Origin of the sequence: Massilia glaciei, assembly GCF_003011895.2 — a bacterium.
Classification (GTDB): Bacteria; Pseudomonadota; Gammaproteobacteria; order Burkholderiales; family Burkholderiaceae_D; genus Telluria_A; species Telluria_A glaciei.
Window position 1 is genome coordinate 1 of sequence record NZ_PXWF02000162.1, and the last position, 16,682, is coordinate 16,682.

Annotated in this window: 1 protein-coding gene (running past one end of the window); it reads right to left on the minus strand. The window is 69.9% G+C overall.

The genetic code is table 11. The features are described 5' to 3' along the window. On the minus strand, window positions 1-16,682 hold part of the coding region annotated (locus C7C56_RS10605) for an LEPR-XLL domain-containing protein (protein ID WP_181373114.1) (this coding region is incomplete at its 3' end). 14,037 nt of the annotated region lie beyond the right edge of the window; 16,682 of 30,719 annotated nt are visible.

Consider the following 16,682-nt stretch of genomic DNA (forward strand, 5'->3'; position numbering starts at 1 on the left):
TCGTTGACCGCGTCGAACTTGATGCCGCCGGTCACCAGCAGGGTCGCGGCCGCGCCGCCGAGGCCGTAGTCGACCACGGTGATGCTGCCGCCATAGACTTCGAGGTCGTCGCGCAGGGTCGGCACCTGCAAGCCGCTGGCCGCGCCGATGCGCACCGCGCCGGCGCCGGCGGCGGCATGGCCGTCCGGGCCCTGGTGGCCGATGACGATCTTGCTGAAGCCGTCGGCGAAGCGGGTGATGTCGGCGTTGTCGATATTGAGGGTGTCGAGCGTGACGCTGCCGGCCGGGGAGCCGATCTCGACCGCCATGCCGAGCGTGGCCGGGCGCAGCGTCATGACGCCGGTGCCGACCACCGACTCGCCACCGCCGAGGAAGGTGATCTCGTCGGCCTCGATGAAGATGTTGCCGCCGCCGACGTTGACGCCGGCGCCGAAGGTGACGCTGGTCGCGCCCAGGATCGTCAGGTTGCCGCCGCCCAGGTTGAGGTCGCTGCTGAACACCACCGCGCCCGAGGCGTGGATGATCAGGTCGCCGGCCAGCGTGACCGCGCCCTTGAACTTGACGTCGTTCGGGGTGTTGATGGTGCCGTTGACGTCGACGCCCTCGATGGTCAGGTTCGCCATCGCGCCGTTGGCCGCGGTGGTGTTGCCGATGTCGCCCGAGAACACGATATCGTCGGGTCCGCGCAGGGTGACGCTGTCGAGCACGCCGCCGGCGGCGCCGCGGAAGTACATGCCGCTGTCGTCGCCGAACGACATCGCGCCGCTGCCGTCGCTGCCGGCAGTGATGGTGACGGCCTTGGCGCCGCTGTTGATCTCGACCGCGTCGTGGATCACGATGTCGCCGGCGGCCGACACGGAGTCGGCGTAGGTCATGGTGTGGCCCGAGCCGTACACGATGAACGAGGCGTTGTCGGTCAGGGTCAGCGCGCTGTTGATGAAGATCTCGCCGCCGAGCACCGGATTGCGCAGCACCAGGGTGTCGCTCAGGGTGATCGGCGCGCTCGAACCGGCGCTGCCGATGTTGATCGTGTGGCTGCCGAGGTTGCTGCCGATGACGATCTGGCTGAAGCCGTCCTGCAGCTTGGCCAGTTCGGTGATGTTGATGTTCATGGCGCCGGCGAGGTCGCCGCCGCTGCCGCCGAACACGATCGCGCTGCCCGTCTCGAGCGGCACGAACGAGAGCACCGCGCCGGCGCTGCGCACGGTGCCGTCGATCTGCACGTCGCTGCCGCGGATGGTGATGTCCTTGCCGCTGGCGTCGATCGGGGCCGACACCACCTGGCTGCCGTTCATGCTGACGACGTCGGTGGTGCCGCCCTTGGAGCCGCTGTCGAGCACGTCCTTGGCGACATCGACCGTGCTAACCGCGAGGATCGAGACGGCCATGCGCGTGCTGCTCGAGGCCGTCAACTTGACGGCGTCGACCACGATCGCCAGCGGGCTGACCAGGAAGCCTGCGACCTGCTCGCCGATCTCGTCGCGGGCGGCGATGGTGATGTCGCCACCGCTCGTTTGCAGCATCGCGCCGTTGGCGTTGCGCAGCAAGGTGCCGTTGGCCAGGTGTCCGGGCTGGAGATGGGCCGGCACATTGGCCACCGTGATCGCGCCGTTGACCGCGTCGACCGCGAACAGGCCCTGGCGCATGGCCCAGTGGATATCGCTGTGGAAATCGCGTTCGGCGCCGGCGTCGGCGCCGTCGGCCTGCGTCAGCCAGCCGGCGACGCGGGTGTCGGCGCCAAGGGTGGCTTCCGCATGCGAATTGAGCAGGCCGCCCCTTGGCAGTTTGATCACGATGTCGCCGCCGCCGGCCACGTGCACGCCGGCCGCGAGCACGATGTCGCCGCCTTCGGCCGTCAGGGCCACGCTGATGCTGTCGGCCGCGCTGCCGCTGGTGGCGATGTCGGCATTGAGCGCGATGGCGCCCTTGGGGCCGCCCGCGTACAGGGTCACCTTGCCGGCGCCGGCCGTCAGGCCGCTGCCGGCCACCTCGATGGCGCCGTTGACGGTCGCGATCGAGACCGCGCCCGCGCCGCCCTGGATCACCCGGATCAGCACCAGCGCGTCGAGGTCCTCGACCGCGATCTCGCCGCTGCCGTTGTTGGTCAGGTCGAGCGAGGCGACCTCGGTGCGCAGCGCCTGGCCGGCGCCGATGCCGCCGTCGGCCAGGGTGGCGCTGGCGATGCCGCCGGTGGCATTGACAACCAGCCTGGCGCCGGCGGCGACGATGTCGGTGCCGCCGTCGGTGACGAACAGCTTGCCGCCAGCGCTGATGGTCAGGTCGCCGCTGTTGTTGGTGCGAAGCTTGCCCAGCGTGATGTCGCCGGACGCGCTAAGGTGGATCAGGCCGCCGCCCGCGTTGAGGTCGGATTCGGCCGTCATGGTGATGGCGCCGCCCAGCGCCGTCAGGCCCAGGGTGCCGCTGGCCGAGCCCAGGTCGGCCAGTTCGGTCAGCGTGATGGCGCCGGCCGCGGCCAGTGTCAGGTCGCCGCCGGCGGTGCGCAGCGCGGCGTTGACGGTGATCGCGCCGGCCGTGGTGCGCAGGCTGATGGTTTCGCCGACCAGCGCCGTGACGGCGCCGTCGAGCACCAGATTGCCGCCGGCGGTGACGCTGACCGTCTTGTTGCCGGTGCTTTCGAGGCGGCCGATTTGCACCGCGTCGCTTTCGTAGACGACGATTTCGTCCTTGGCCACGATGTCGAGCGTGTCGGCCTCGATCGTGGCGGCGGTGCTGCCCAGCGTGACCTTGCCGTTCTTGGCCGACAGCACCACGTTGGCCGCGTTGGCCATGCTGCCGATGGTGATGTCGCCGGTGAGCGAGGTGATCGTCACATTGCCGACCAGGCCGGTGATGTCGCCGATCGTGATGTTGCCGTACACGACCAGATTGATGTCGCCGCCGCCGTTGGCATCCATCGTGATGGTGCGCATGGTCAGGTCGAGCACCGCGCCCGCGTCGGTCTGCAGCACGGTCAGGTCGCTGCCCACCCCTTTGACCACGGCGTCGATGAACCTGGCCTGCGAGGTCAGGGTCAGGTCGTCGCCGGCCGTCACGTTGAGTTCGTACGCGGTGACCTTGCCGCCCAGCGTGATGCCGTCGGTCGCGCTCAGGTTGACGATGCCGCTGGTGGTGCCGACGTCGAGCGCCGAGACCACCACCAGCGCTTCGCTGGACACGAGCGTGATGACTTCGCCGGCCGCCGGTGTCGTGGGCAGGTTGACCACGGTCAGCGAGCCGGTCACGTTCATGCCGAAATTGCCCTGCTCGCGGGTGGCCATCACGACCACCGTGTCGCCCGTCACATTGAGCACCGCGCCGAGGTCGACGCCGCCGCCGCTGGCGTCGAAGCCATCGTTCTTGGCCTTGGCAGTAAGCACCAGTTGGCCGGCGTCGGCCGGGTCGAGCGCGACCGTGGCCGCGGCGGCGGGGTCGAGCGAGGCCATGTGCGCCAGCGCGCCCAGGATCGAGGCCCAGTCGGCGCCCACGGTGCCGTAGACGGGGATCACGTCGCCGGCCTTGACGCTGTAGGTGGCCAGGTCGAGGTCGAGCGAATAGGTCGCGGTGGCGACCGGCGCGACCGGATAAGTGGTCCCGGCCAGCGGCGCGTCGGCGAACCTGAGCACGGTTTTTTGGGTGGCGTCGGCGCCCTTGTTGGCGAGCGTCTGCTTGGCGGCCGGGTTGGCCAGCGGCGTCTCGAGCACGTAGGTGACGGTCGCGCTATCGACCGTGAAGCTGGTGTTGACGCTGTCGGCCGTCAGGGTCAGCTTGTGCTCCTGGGCGCTGACGGTGGCGCCGACGGCGGTGACCGCGCTGGCGTCGATCTTGGCCTTGAGGCCGGCGTAGATCGAGGTCCAGTCGGCGCTCACGCCGCCCTGGCCGGTCTCGACCTTGTAGTGGGTGCCGTTGACGGAGATGTCGAAGGTCTGGCCGTTGGCCAGCGCGACGTCGCCGAAGGTGACGACATTGACCTGGTGGCGCGACTGCCCGGCCGCCACCAGCGTCGAGCCGCTGTCGAGGACGGCGCTCTTGCGGTTGACCAGGGTGTAGTCGAGCGTGACCGCGGTGGAGCCGGCCGGGGTCAGCACGAGGGTGCCGTCGACCGCGTTGACGGCCACGCTCACCACGGCCGTGCGCGGCCCGCCCTCGGTCGCCGGCGGCAGCGAGGTTTCGGCCTCGATCGCGGTTTTCATCTCGGCCAGCAGCGCGGTCCAGGTCTTGAGCGTGACAACCTTGTCGGACCCGACCTTGTCGGTGGTGGCGAAGGTGAGCGCCTTGCCGTTGACCGAAACGATGATGCTCTCGCCGCTCGTGAGGGTGGCGCCGGCGAAGTCGATGGTGTGTTTCTGGGCGCCGGGGTTGCGCTCGGTGCCGTCGCTCTGGATCTTGTCCTGGGGGTTCACGCCGACCGCGTCGACCGAGAACGCCTTGTCGAAGGCATCGGCGACAATGGTGAGCCGCCCTTCGGCCAACTCGGCCGGCACAACACTGGCCGTGACCGCCTCGCCGGCCGCGATGCGGGTGGCGAGCGTGCCCAGTACGCTGCCCCAGGTGGCGTCGACGTTGACGCCGCTGTACACGGCGGCGAGATTGCCCGGGCTGAGCAGGTTGCCCAGCGCGGTGCCGATTTCGGCCGCGGTGGCGGTCGCGTCCGCGACCACGCGGTACTTGGTGGCGCCGACGGTGAGTGTGTAGGCGCCGCCGTTGAGCAAGGCCACGCTGCTCAGGTTGAGCATGCGGCCCGCCTCGGTGGTCGTGCCCACGGTGATGTTGTCGTCGCCGGTGTAGGGCGTGAAGCCCGACACCGCGACGGCGGCGAGGCCGGCGCCGGCGCTGATGGTGACCACGTTGGTGGCCGCGGTGGCCGCCAGGTCGGTCGCGAGGTCGATTTTTGCGGCCAGGCCGGTCGCGATCTTGGGCAGGTCGTCGCCGGTCACGGCCACATAGGTGTAGCGGACGCCGGCCACGTCGATGTGGTAGCTGCCGCCGACCACGACGGCGGTGCCGGTCAGGGTCACGGTGCGCGCGGCGGCCGCGTTGGCGCCGACGGCGCTGACGGCCGAGGCGGTGGCGCCCGCGATGGCGCTCTCGAGCTCGACGCTGACGACGCCGCTGCCGGCGCCGATGGCGAGGTTGACGTTGAAACCGGTCTGCACGGTGTACGCGTGGTCGTTGACGACCACCGTGTAGTCGGTGGCGGCGGCCGGCGGAGCGAGGGCGTTGAAGCGCACCTGCGAGCTTTGCTGGGCGGTGTTGCCGTGCGTGGTCGTGGCGACGGTGCCCGCGTTGGTCACGCCGTTCAACACCGTGCCCTGCTCGTGGCGCACCGCGGTGGTGGCGCCGAGCACGAAGGCGGTGTTGTCGGCGACCGCGGTCAGGGTCAGCGTGCGGTATTCGGCGTCGACCGCGACCTTGACCTTGCCGCCGGCCTCGAGTTTGAATTCGAGCGCCTCGAGCACCGAGGTCCAGTCGGCGGTGACGGTCTTGAGGTTGACCACCGCGCCGACATCGACGGTGTAGTCAACGTTGTCGAGCACGATCTTGTAGCTGACGCCGGCGCCGATGGCGGTGGCGGCGAAGGTGAGCCGCTCGACCTGGGCCACGCTGGTGCCGGGCGCGACGTACAGGGTCCTTTCGGCCGGGGTGGTGCCGCCGCCGAGGGCGGTCGCGTTTTCCTGGGTGACCTGAGAGTCGCCGACGGTGAAACTGCCGGGTCCGCCGAGGTAGCGCACTTCGAGCTCGTCGCCGACGCCGCGTTTTGCGGCGTCGAGCATCTCGACGGTGGTGCCGGCGGTCACGCCGAGCAGCGTCACGCGCAAGCCGTAGACATCGGCCTTGTCGTTGTCGAAGCCGGTCGAGCCGGCGAGCCATTCAAACATCTTGCCGCGCGCGTCGAGCAGCACGTTGCCCGACGTTTTCTCGGCGCCGGCCAGCACGTTGGCCTCGACGTAGTCGACGTACATGTTGCCGGCCGCGCGGACCGCGATGTCGTGCCCGGCGGCGAGGTTGCGCACATCGACGAGGTAGGCGTCGCCGCCGCTCTGGATGTCGATCGCGCCGTTGTGCGCGAGCGCCTTGTCGACCACCAGCGCGTCGGCCTCGTTGACCTTGATTTCGCCGGCGACGCTCGAGACGGCGCGCAGGTGGCTGACCAGGGTGTTGAGCTGGATCGCGTTGGTGGCCTTGACGTCGAGCGTGTGGGCGATGAAGACGGAGGCGCCGTCGGTGCTGATGGCGGTCGCGGTCAGGTCGAGTTCGCCGCTGGCGGTGTTGGCCGCGACGATGCCGCCGAGCACCGTGAGGGTGCCGTTGATGTCGAGCGAGACAGCGCCCGTGTAGTCGTAGCCGGTCAGGCCGCCGACGAAGCCGGTCAGCTCGAGGCTCGAGTCGAGGTCGACCATGACCTGGTTCCTGGCGCGCAGCTCGAAGTTGGCGGCGGGCAGGGCCAGGGTGCGGATGTTGATGATGCCGGTCGCGCGCGCCGGCGCGTTTTCGTCGATGGTGTCGTTGAGGTCGCCGTCGCGGTTGTGGTCGAAGCCGGCGACCGACTCCAAAATGCTGTCGGTGCGGTCGCCGTCGTGGTTGAAGTCGAACGACTGGTCGACCGTGCGCACGCCCTTGGCCACGATGGTCAGCTGCTCGATCTTGGCGCCGGCGCCGCTCGCGTCGTAGCGCGCGGCCTTGAGCGCGATGGTGCCCGAGACGTTGATGTCCTCGCCGGCGATCAGCTCGAGCCGGGTGTTGGCGCTTAGCGTGCCGGCGATGCTCAGCGTTTCACCGGTCTCGAGGATCAGGGTGTCGGCGCTGATCAGGGTCGGCAGCAGCTTGCTGTGGGTCGCGCCGAACACGAAGTAGTCGCCGGCGCGGTATTCGATCAGCTCGGGCGCGTCGCCGTCGGCGCCGATGAATTTGTACAGGTCGATCACGCGGGCCGCGTTGAAGGCGATTCCGCGGGTGAATGTGATGGTCTCGCCCGAGGCGCGCGCGCCGACCTGCACATTGCCGGTGCTGCTGGCCAGGCGCACGGTGTCGGCGCTGATCTTGGCGTCGACGCCCTGGCCGTCGATGACGCCGGCGCGCAAGGTGCCCTCGGCCGTGATGCTGACCAGGCTATGCCCGGTGGCGCTGGTGGCGGTGGTGGCGTTGACGATGATCAGGCCCGGCGTGAACTCGAGGGCGCCGTCGATGTCGCTCAGCTCGATGTCGCCGCCGTTGGTGCTGCGCGCGTCGAGCGTGTTGGCGGCGATCTCGAGGCCGGTGATGCCGCCCTTGGCGCTCAGGGTCAGCAGCGCGGCGACGAGGTCGGCCGCGGCGTCGCTGTGGGTTTCGGCGATCTTGCCGGTGCTCGAGCTCAGCGTGATGTTGCCGGCCGAGCTCACGGTCGAGCCGGCCAGCGCGGCCGGCAGGTCGGCCGCGTTCCCGAGGTGGATGCCGGCCGAGGCGTGGCGCACCAGGATGTCGCCGACGGCGGTGACGGCGATGTCGTTGCCGGCCTTGTTCGAGGCCAGGCGCACGTCGGCCAGGTCGGCGGCGCCGCCCGCAGTGAGGCTGAAGCCGCCATTGGCGACGGTGACCTTGTCGAGCACGATGTCGCGCGCGCCCTGCGCCAGGCTGACGCTGCCCTCGCCCGTGCTGTTGAGGTTGAGGCGGTTGACGTTGGTGACCAACTGCATGGCGCCGGCGCCGGTGAGCACGAGCTCGTCGGCGCTGATGAGGGCGCCGGCCAACTGGATTACCCTGCCCTGCACCGCCAGCGCGACGTCGCCGCGCCCGCCGGTCGAGACCAGCGCGCCGGCGGCCAGCGTCAGGTCGGAGGCGCTCAAGCCCAGGTCGGCGCCGGTCGCGCCGGCGTTGAATGTTGAGATATTGATATCATTTCGGTCGCTCGTACCCAAGGTCTTGAGCGACACGGCCGTGACGTCGCCCAGGGCGGTGACCGCGATCGCGCCGTCGAAGGCGGTGATGTCCTGCAAGGTGACGTCGCGCTGGCTGGTCAGGGCGATGTTGCCCGAACCGGAGGTCGCGAGCGTGACGCTGGCCGCGTTGGCGTTGAGGACGATGCTGTTCTCGGCGTGCGCCGTCAGCACCGCCGCCGTGATGGCTTTGCCGGGCACGGCCACGTCGAGCGTGTGCCAGCCGGCGAGGTTGGTGAGCGGGTCGATCGGGCGCGGCACCGGCTGGTGCGTGAGCGGATCGATCGGGCTGACCACCATGGCCACCGTTTGCGAGATCTGTTCGATCGAACCGGCGCCCGCGCTCAAGGCGACCGTGCCGCTGGCCGCGAGCAAGGCGCCGTCGAGCACGATGCTGCCGCCGAAGCCGCCGCTGCTGATGGTCAGGTTGCCCGCGCCCGCCACAAGGCTGGTGTCGGCGTCGGCGGTGACGCCACCGTCGCCGCTGGCGCCGTTGCCGGCCGCGATGGTGATGGCGCTCGCGCCGATCTTGCCACTGAGGGCGATGTTGCGTTCGGCCCCGAGCGAGACCAGCGCCAGGTCGACCCCGGCCGCGGCGGCGATTTCGCCACCGAGCGCGATGTCGAGCGCGGCGTCCAGCTTGACGGTGCTCGTGAGCGCGGCGCCGCTGCCGGTGGCGCGCAGGATGGCCGAGTCGTCGAGCGTGAGCGTGTCTTGGCTGTTGAGCTCGATGTTGCCGCCCATCAGCACGGCGCCGACCTGCTGCCCGGCCTTGACGTTGCCGACCAGCTCGAGCTGGGTGTTGGCGTCGATCCTGAGCAGCTCGGACGCGCCGAGCTTGCCGCTGATGTGGACCGCGGCGCCGGCGTCGATCGCGATGTTGCCCGCCTTGATCGTCTCGCCGGCGAAGTCGCCGTACGCGCGCAGCGTCACCTCGGTGGTGGTGGCGACCGTGGTCAGCACCGATTGCGACACGATGATCGGGACGGTCTGCCAGACGTTGACTTTTTCCATCGTCACCACCGGCACCAGCACGGTGCTGGTGCTGTAGACCGGCTGCAGGCCGTTGATGGCCGTCGCGTTGGTCTTGACGACGTAGGTGATGGTGTCGCGCTTGTCCGTGATGTTGTGCTGGTCCGAGGTCCAGGCGTATTTGTAGTCGGTGAACAGCTCGCTGACGTTGCCGGTGAGCGCGTTGCGCCCGCGCACCTCGATGCGCAGGTCGTCGCCGCCGCCGCCGTTGGTGGCGCTGCCGGACAGGTACTCGTTTTTGCCCTGGATCTGCTGGTACTGGGTTTTCCAGGTGTCGAAGTTGGTGCCGTTGAAATTGTTCGGGGCCCAATAGTCGTAGGCGTCGTGGCCGCTGCCGACGACGTTGAGGGTGCCGACCTGGCTCGAGCCGACCACGATTCCGCCTTTCCACAGATCGGTGAAGCCGAAGTGCGGGGTCTCGTCCTCGTCATCCCACGGTCCCCAGCTGCTGCCGTCGTCGTTGTCGACCCAATGGCCGACCAGCGTGGTCCAGTTGTTCCAGTAGCTGTATTGGAAGGCGTTGCCGACCGTGCGCGTCGCGGTCGAGTTCGCGACGAGCTCCATGGTCAGGGTGTCGCCCGAGAGCGCGGAGACGAATTGCGAGCTCGCGTACAGCACGTCGGTGTAGCGGCCGGTGAACTCGGAGAGCGCGTTCGACTGGCGCTGGCCGGCCTCGGTGCTGTCGCTGTGGGTGGCGTAGTACTGGGCGAAATTGGTGTTGCCCGCCACTTGGGCGCCCTGCTGCACGAACCACTCGGGGTCGCGGTCGAGCACGTTGTCGTTCTTGGCCGCGTCGCGGTCGGTGATGTTGAACACGCGGGTGCCGTTGCTGCCGTCGTAGCCGACGTTCCAGCGCGCGCGCCCGTCCTCGACGGCGTTGAACGGCTCGTTGTGGCCGGCCACGACCGGGAAGCCGTTGACCGGGTAGTAGTAGTTCGACTGGTCCTGGACGTAGCTCAGCGTGGCCTTGTCGGTGTAGCTGCCGACCACCTCCGAGCCCACCGTGGTGGTGCCGGGGGTGGCGCTGAGCAGGTCCTCCTGGGCGCCGGTCGGCGCGAGGATGTATTTGTCCTTCCAGTTGTCGAGCGCGATGTGGTAGATGACCAGGGGCTTGCCCTCCCAGGTCGGCACCCATTTCACGTCCGGCTGCGCGGCGCCGTCCTTGAACGAGATGGTCTTGGCCGTGTCCTTGTTGTAGCTGAACGCGAACAGCGGCATGTAGCCGGTCGCGTTGAGCACGGCCTGGCGCTGGGCGTCGGTGAGGCTGTCGAAATCGGCTTTGGCGTTGTAGAAGTCGAGCTGGGCGGCGGTGCCGACCTGGCTGATGCTCAAACCGGGCGAGTTCGCCGTCACGCCGGGCAAGGCGGCCGTGCCGGCGTTGCCGGTCACGCCCCAGAACGCGGTCTTGTTGATCAGGTTGCCGTTGCCGTCCCTGAGCGTGTTGTCGTTCGAGTAATCGATGCCCTCGATCAGGTATTCGCGGTATTTCTGGCCCTCGGGCGCGTTCGGGTTGTAGTAACCCGTCTGCGTGAGCGTGACGTCCATCGTGTGGTGCAAACTGCCGATCTGGACCAGCGCGTCGCTGGTGTGCTCGTTGATGGTGGTCGGGACGTAGGTGGTCTTCGGGACCTCGACGGTGTCGACCACGACCTCCTTGTAGCCGGTGACCACGTCGGTGAGCTGGGACCTGGTCTCGTAGCTCTGGACCGAGACCGTGCGGGTGCCCGAGACGGCCGTGTCGGCGTCGATCGTGACGTTGCCGCCGGCCTTGATCAGGACCGCCGCGTCGGCCAGCAGCACGCCCTGGCCGTGGATCGTGATGTCGCCGCCGAGCAGCTGGGAGCGGCCGATGGCCTGCTCCATGCGGGCCCGGCTCCAGCCCATGTCGACGCCGGCGTTGAGTTCGATGTTGCCGTCCGACTGCAGGAAGGCCGTCAGGTTCAGTTCGCTGCCGGCGTTGACCAGCAGGCGCCCGTTGGCGGCGCCGAGGTGGCTCACGGCGCCGTTGGCGTCGGTGCTCGTGATGCCGGCCTGGACGATGCCGTTGAGCACGATCTTCGGCGCGCTCAGGTGGACCAGGGCGTCGGCCCGGATCAGGGCCTCGTCGGCCTCGGCGCCCGGGGTGGCGTCCTTGCCCGAGACCAGCAACTGGGTGCGGGCCTGGATGAACACGTCCGAATTCTCGCCCGTGGCGTACACCACGGCGCCCGACAGCACGCTGATCTTGCCGCCGGCGAGCACCACATGGTCGCGCACGTTGATGTTGCGCTGGACCACGACGTCGCCGCCCGTCGAGCTGATCGAAAGCAGGCCGACCTTGGCCTGGCCGAGGTTGGCGAAGCCGGTCGCGTTGGGGTCGTTCTGGCCGACCACGCCCTGCACCATGACGCTGTCGGTGGCGCTGACGGTGATGGTGCCGCCGGCGGCCGTGTCGAGCGTGCCGCCCGAGACGTACTTGTTGTTGGCGTCGAGCACCAGGATGTCGACCAGCACGCCGAGGCGGCTGGCGTCGGTGCCGCCGGTGATGGCGAGGCTGTCGTCGGCCGTGACCAGGCCGTCGACCCAGACCTGGGCGCGCGAGAGCACGTCGATGTCGGCGCCCTTGTCGCTGGCGGCCACGGTGCCCTTGATCTGGACCGCGCCGTCGCCCTGCATGCCGATGCGCGCGTCGGCCCCGCCGTCGGCCTCGCTCCAGGCGCCGAAGCCGGTGGCGTCGGCCAGCAGCGCGCTGGCGCGCGTCATGCTGAAACTGAGGCCGAGCGCGTTCGCGCCGGCCTGCACCTGCAGCGCCCCGGTGCTGACCAGGTTGCCGCCGAAGCTCGCGTTGCCGAGCGTGGTTTCGGCGCTGGTGCGGATGTCGATCGCCGCGGACTTGCCGGTGCCGACGTACTTGTTGTTGGGCGCGTCGTAGAAGGCGCCCGCGAGCACGCTGCCGTCGAGCGCGGCGCTGGCGGCGCGCAGCACGATCTGGCTGGCGTCGCCGGTGGTGCGCAGGATGGCGTCCTGGCCGAGGCCGAGCTTGGCGCCGGCCTTGATGTTGAGCATGCCGCTGACGACCAGCGTGGCGCCGTTGCCGGCCACGCCGGTGCCGCCGATGGCGAGCGCGCCGCCGGCGGTGATGTCGAGGCGCTGGGCGGCGCCCGAGAGCAGCAGGTCGGTGCCGAAGATGTCGATGCGCCCGGCCGCGGCCAGCGCCATCGAGCCGGCCACGTCGACCGTGGCGTGCAGGCGCAGGTTGCCGGCCGCGTTCACGCTGACCTCGCGGTCGTAGGTCTGGGGCGTGGCGCCGCTGGTGCGGATGGTGCCGCTGACATCGACATTTTTGCCGCTCAGCACGAGCGACTCGGCGCTCGCGAGCGCGCCGTCGCGCCCGACCGTCAGGTCGCCGTGCAGCGAGACGATCTTGAGCAGGCCCAGTTGGGCGCTGTGGACCCCGGCGCCGCTGTCGATGACGACGTTGTTCATGCCGCTCAGGACGATGCGCCCGCGCAGGTCGACCGACTCGAAGCTGGCCGTGTTGAAGCTGCGGATGCTGGTGTCGCCGGCCAGCTCGGTGCGCCCGGCGTTGATCACGATGTCGCGCTGGGCCTTCAGGGCGCCGTGCAGTTCGATGCCGTCGACGGCGTTGATGATGATGTCGGCGTTGGCGCCGAGGGCGATCAGGTCGCCGCGCAGCACGGCCTTGCCGGCCGGGTTGAGCAGCATGCTGCCGCTGAGCGTTTCGAGCACGCTGCCGGGGTTCAGCGTCACGCCGGCGTTGCCGGCGGCCGAACTGCCCGCGTACATGTTGATGCCGCTGTGGGCGCGGATCCAGCCCGACACCACGATCTGGCCGGACGGGGCGTCGGCGCTGCCCAGGTTGACCACCGAGCCGTAGCCGCTGGCGTCGAGCGTGGCCATGCGCGCCGAGGACGTGGCGCCGGCCGATGGACTGGTGGCGGCGAGCTGCGTCAGGCCGAGCAGCTCGGCCTGGCCGCCGGCGACGGCGGCCACGCTGAAAGCGTGCATGCCGGTGAGCAGCAGGCGACTGCCGTCGAGACGGATTTTGAGTGTCGATTCGTCGACCACGACGGTCGCGCCGACGGCCGGCGCGCCGGCGACGCCGCCGCTGGCCGTGACGGTGAACACGGCCGCCTTGATCGCAGCCTGCAGGTCGGCGGCCAGGTCGACCGGTCCGGCGTTGTCCATCGTGGCGGCCTGGTCGAGCGAGACTACGCCGCCGATGGTGTGGGTGCCGAGGTTGATCGTGAGCGCGAACTTGACGCTCGCGTTGCCGCCCGCGTCGGGCACGGGCGCGAGGTCGCCGCGGGCGAACTGGGCGAAGCCGTCGGCCAGCAGCTGCTGGGTCCAGGCCGGGGTCATGACCTCGAGGTCGGCGGCCGAGGACAGGTTGATGACGCTGTTCTCCTGCAGCGTGGTCAGGCGCACATTGCCGAACATGACGATGCCCTCGGCGCTGCCGGTCGGGCTGGCGCTGCCGGCGCCGGCGCGCACGTCGATCAGCTGGCCGGCCACCAGTTCGCGCCCGAGGCGCACCTGGTTGTCGGCCGCGATGCGGATGCTCGAATTGCCGTCGAACATGCGCGTGGTGCTGCCGAGCATCTCGCCGCGCGTGTCGTAGTGGTTGACGATCTCGCCGCCGGCCACGACCAGGCCGAGGATCTCGGCGTCCTGGGCGGCGTCGATGATGATCGCGCCGTCCGGGTTGTTGGTGGCGATGCGCGCCCCGCCCGGCATCTTGACGCCGATGCCGTCGCCGATGCCGGCGCCGCCATGCAGCGAGATCAGGGCGCTGGCGCGCACCGTGCCGCCGATCTCGACCTGGGTGGCCGAGCCGACCACATCGGTCAGCGCGCCGAGGAACAGCTGGCCGCCCGCGTTCAGGTGGACGCTCGAGTTTTCGCCCGACCAGGCCACCGTGGCGCCGTCCTGCTTGCCGTTGGCGTCGAAATGCTGGACCGTGGTGCCGCCCGACAGGATGCTGCCGCCGACGCTGATGGCGCCGAGGCCGTCGACCCTCACCAGGCCGCCGCTGTTGTCGAGCGTGAGGCCGGCGGCGGTCATGCCGCCGACGGTGGTGACCAGCACCGAGTAGCCCTGGTCGTCCGCGCCGAGCACGCCGGTGCTCGATAGGGTGATCGATTTCGACGCCGACAGCGCCGTGTTGACCAGGATCTGCTGGCCCGCCTCGACCACGATGCGGCCGTCGGCGCGGTCCAGGTGCAGGCCGCCGGCGTCGAGCCGGCCGCCGGCCAGCAAGGTGCCGTGCAGCTCGACGTCCTGGCCGCCCTGAACGGTGATGGTGCTGCCGGCCGCGCCGGTGGCCAGGCGCGCGGTCGCCTGCACGTAGACGCTGGTGCCATCGGCGTTGGCGCCGCCGGCCAAAATGGTGCCGTCGCGCGCGACCCCGCCCTGCAGCGTGATGTCGCCGCCGACGTTGGCGGTGCCCTCCCAGTAGGTGTAGCGGTCGGACTGGATCACGAGGTCGGCGTTGGCCCCGGCCAGCGTGATGTTGCCGCGCACGATGGCGTCGCCGTGGCCGGCGACGACGAAGTCGGCGTCGTCCTGCAGCGTCGTGATCGAACCGGTCAGCAGGAAGCCGAAGCCGCGCTGGCCCAGGAGCGGATGCGGGTCGAGGATCTGGATCTCGTCGACGCTGCCGTTGCCGTCGCCGTCGTAGGCGTACACGACGTAGCTGCGCCCGGCGCTGTCGGTGACGAGCCAGCGGTCGTCGTCGGCGGCGCCGGTGCTGCCCCAATCCATGTCGGCGTTGCGGTAGTCGATGCCCTCGACGAAGCCGAGCTTGACGGTGTCGACGCCCTGGCCGGCCAGGTGGTAGACCGGGCTGCCGGCCGCGTATTCGGTGAAGCCGGTCTGCGCGAGCACGCGCGATTTCTGCTCGACGTTAAGTTTGTCGAACGTGGTGCCGGCGTCCGGGATCGCCACGTCGCTCCAATGGATGGCGCTGTTGTCGTAATCGCCGTTGGCGCCCTGCGTGAAGCTGAGCTTGTACTGCTCGCCCGGCGCGGCGTCCGCGTCGTGGTAGACCAGGCCGTTGAAGCGCTGGTAGCCGAGCTGATCGAGCACCCGGTTTTGCTGGGCCAGCGTGAGCAGGTCGAAACCGGCGTTCGCGGCCGGCGCGCCAGCCGCGCCCCAGGTGATCGCGGCGTTCTGGTAATCGCCGCCGGCGCCCTGCACCAGGGCGGCCAGCACTTGCTTGCCGGCCGCGGCGGCCGGGTTGAAATAGACCTGCTGTTCGACCTGCGCGTAGCCGAGCGAGGCGGCCACGATGGCGCGCTGCGCCACGCTGAGCTGCTCGAACGTGGCGCCGGCGTCGGGCGCGCGCACGCCGCCCCAGTCGATGGTGTCGATGTTGTAGTCGGCGGCCACGGCGGCGAAACCGGTGACCAGGCGCAGGTGCTCGGGCGCGGCCGGGTTGTACCAGGTGCCGCCGGCGACGCTGTCGTAGCCGAGCGAGGCCGCCACCACATGCTTTTGTTCGGGCGAGAGGTCTGCGAACGCGACGTTGGCGCCGGGCTGGCCCGCCGCGCCCCAATGGATGTTGGCGTTGCTGTAGTCGGTGACCTGGCCCTCGGTGAAGGTGGTCACGATCTTCTTGCCGGTGTCGGCGTTGTAGTTGAAGTAGTTCTTGGCGCCGCTTCCGTTCTCGATGTATTCGATGACGATCGCTTTTTGCACCGCGCTCAGCTCGCCGAAGGTGGCGTCGGCGCCGGGACGGGCGATGTCGTCGGTGCTGGTGGCCGGATCGCCGCCCCAGAGCGCGCCAGGCATCGCGTAGTAGTCGAACACATAGCCCATGGCGTTGGCGGCGACCAGCTTTTGCGCGCCCGTCAGCTGCGCGAAGCTGGCGCTGTCGAGCGGTTTGACGACGCCCGCGCCGACCCAGTCGACCAGCGCGTTGCTGTAGTCGGCGCTCTGGCCCTGCACGAAGCCTGTGACCAGGCGCGCGTCCGGCGCGGCGCCGGCGTTGTGGTAGACCGTGCCGGCGTTGTACGTGTAGCCGGCCTGCGAGGTCGCCTGGACGCCCTCGGTCAGGGTTTCGGTGAAGCGGCCGCTGGCGGCGTTGTAGAACGCGCCGTCGAGGTAGGTAGCGTAGCCCTCCTTGGCCGCGACGATGGCCTTGGCCTCGGGGCTCAGGTCGTTGAACGGGGTGTAGTTGGCCAGTCCGCTGGCGGCCGCGCCCGCGGCCAGCTCGAGCTTGTTGGCGGCGAACAGCGCGCGCAATTCGGGCGTGATGGTGCCGCCGCCGAGCGCGCCGAGGATCGCGCCGAACTGGGTGCTGTCGGCAAGCCGGCCCAGGGTGCTGCCCGGCAGGTTGTCGAAATACGGGGCGTAGTCGGACTCGGCGTCGGACGAGGACATGCTCAGTCCGGCGGCCGCGACGACCGTGCCGCCGAGCACCAACTCGCCGCCGGCGACCAGGTTCATCGTGGCGTCGGCGCCGGTCAGGACCGGCGGCGCGAAGGCCTGGCCCGGCAGCGTGCTGAAGGCGGCGCCGGCGATGATGGCGCCGCCGCCGTTGAGGCGCAGGTGGCCGCCCGCTTGCAGGGTGATCGCGCTGCGCGCGCCCTCGGCCGTGATGGTGCCGCCCTCGAGGATGGTCAGGCCGCCCTCGGCCAGGTTGGGGTTGACCACGGTGCCGGCGCGCACGCTGAGCACGGCGTCGGCGCCGCCGGCCTGGATCAGGCCGGCCAGGTGGACCGCCTGCGAGGCGGTCAC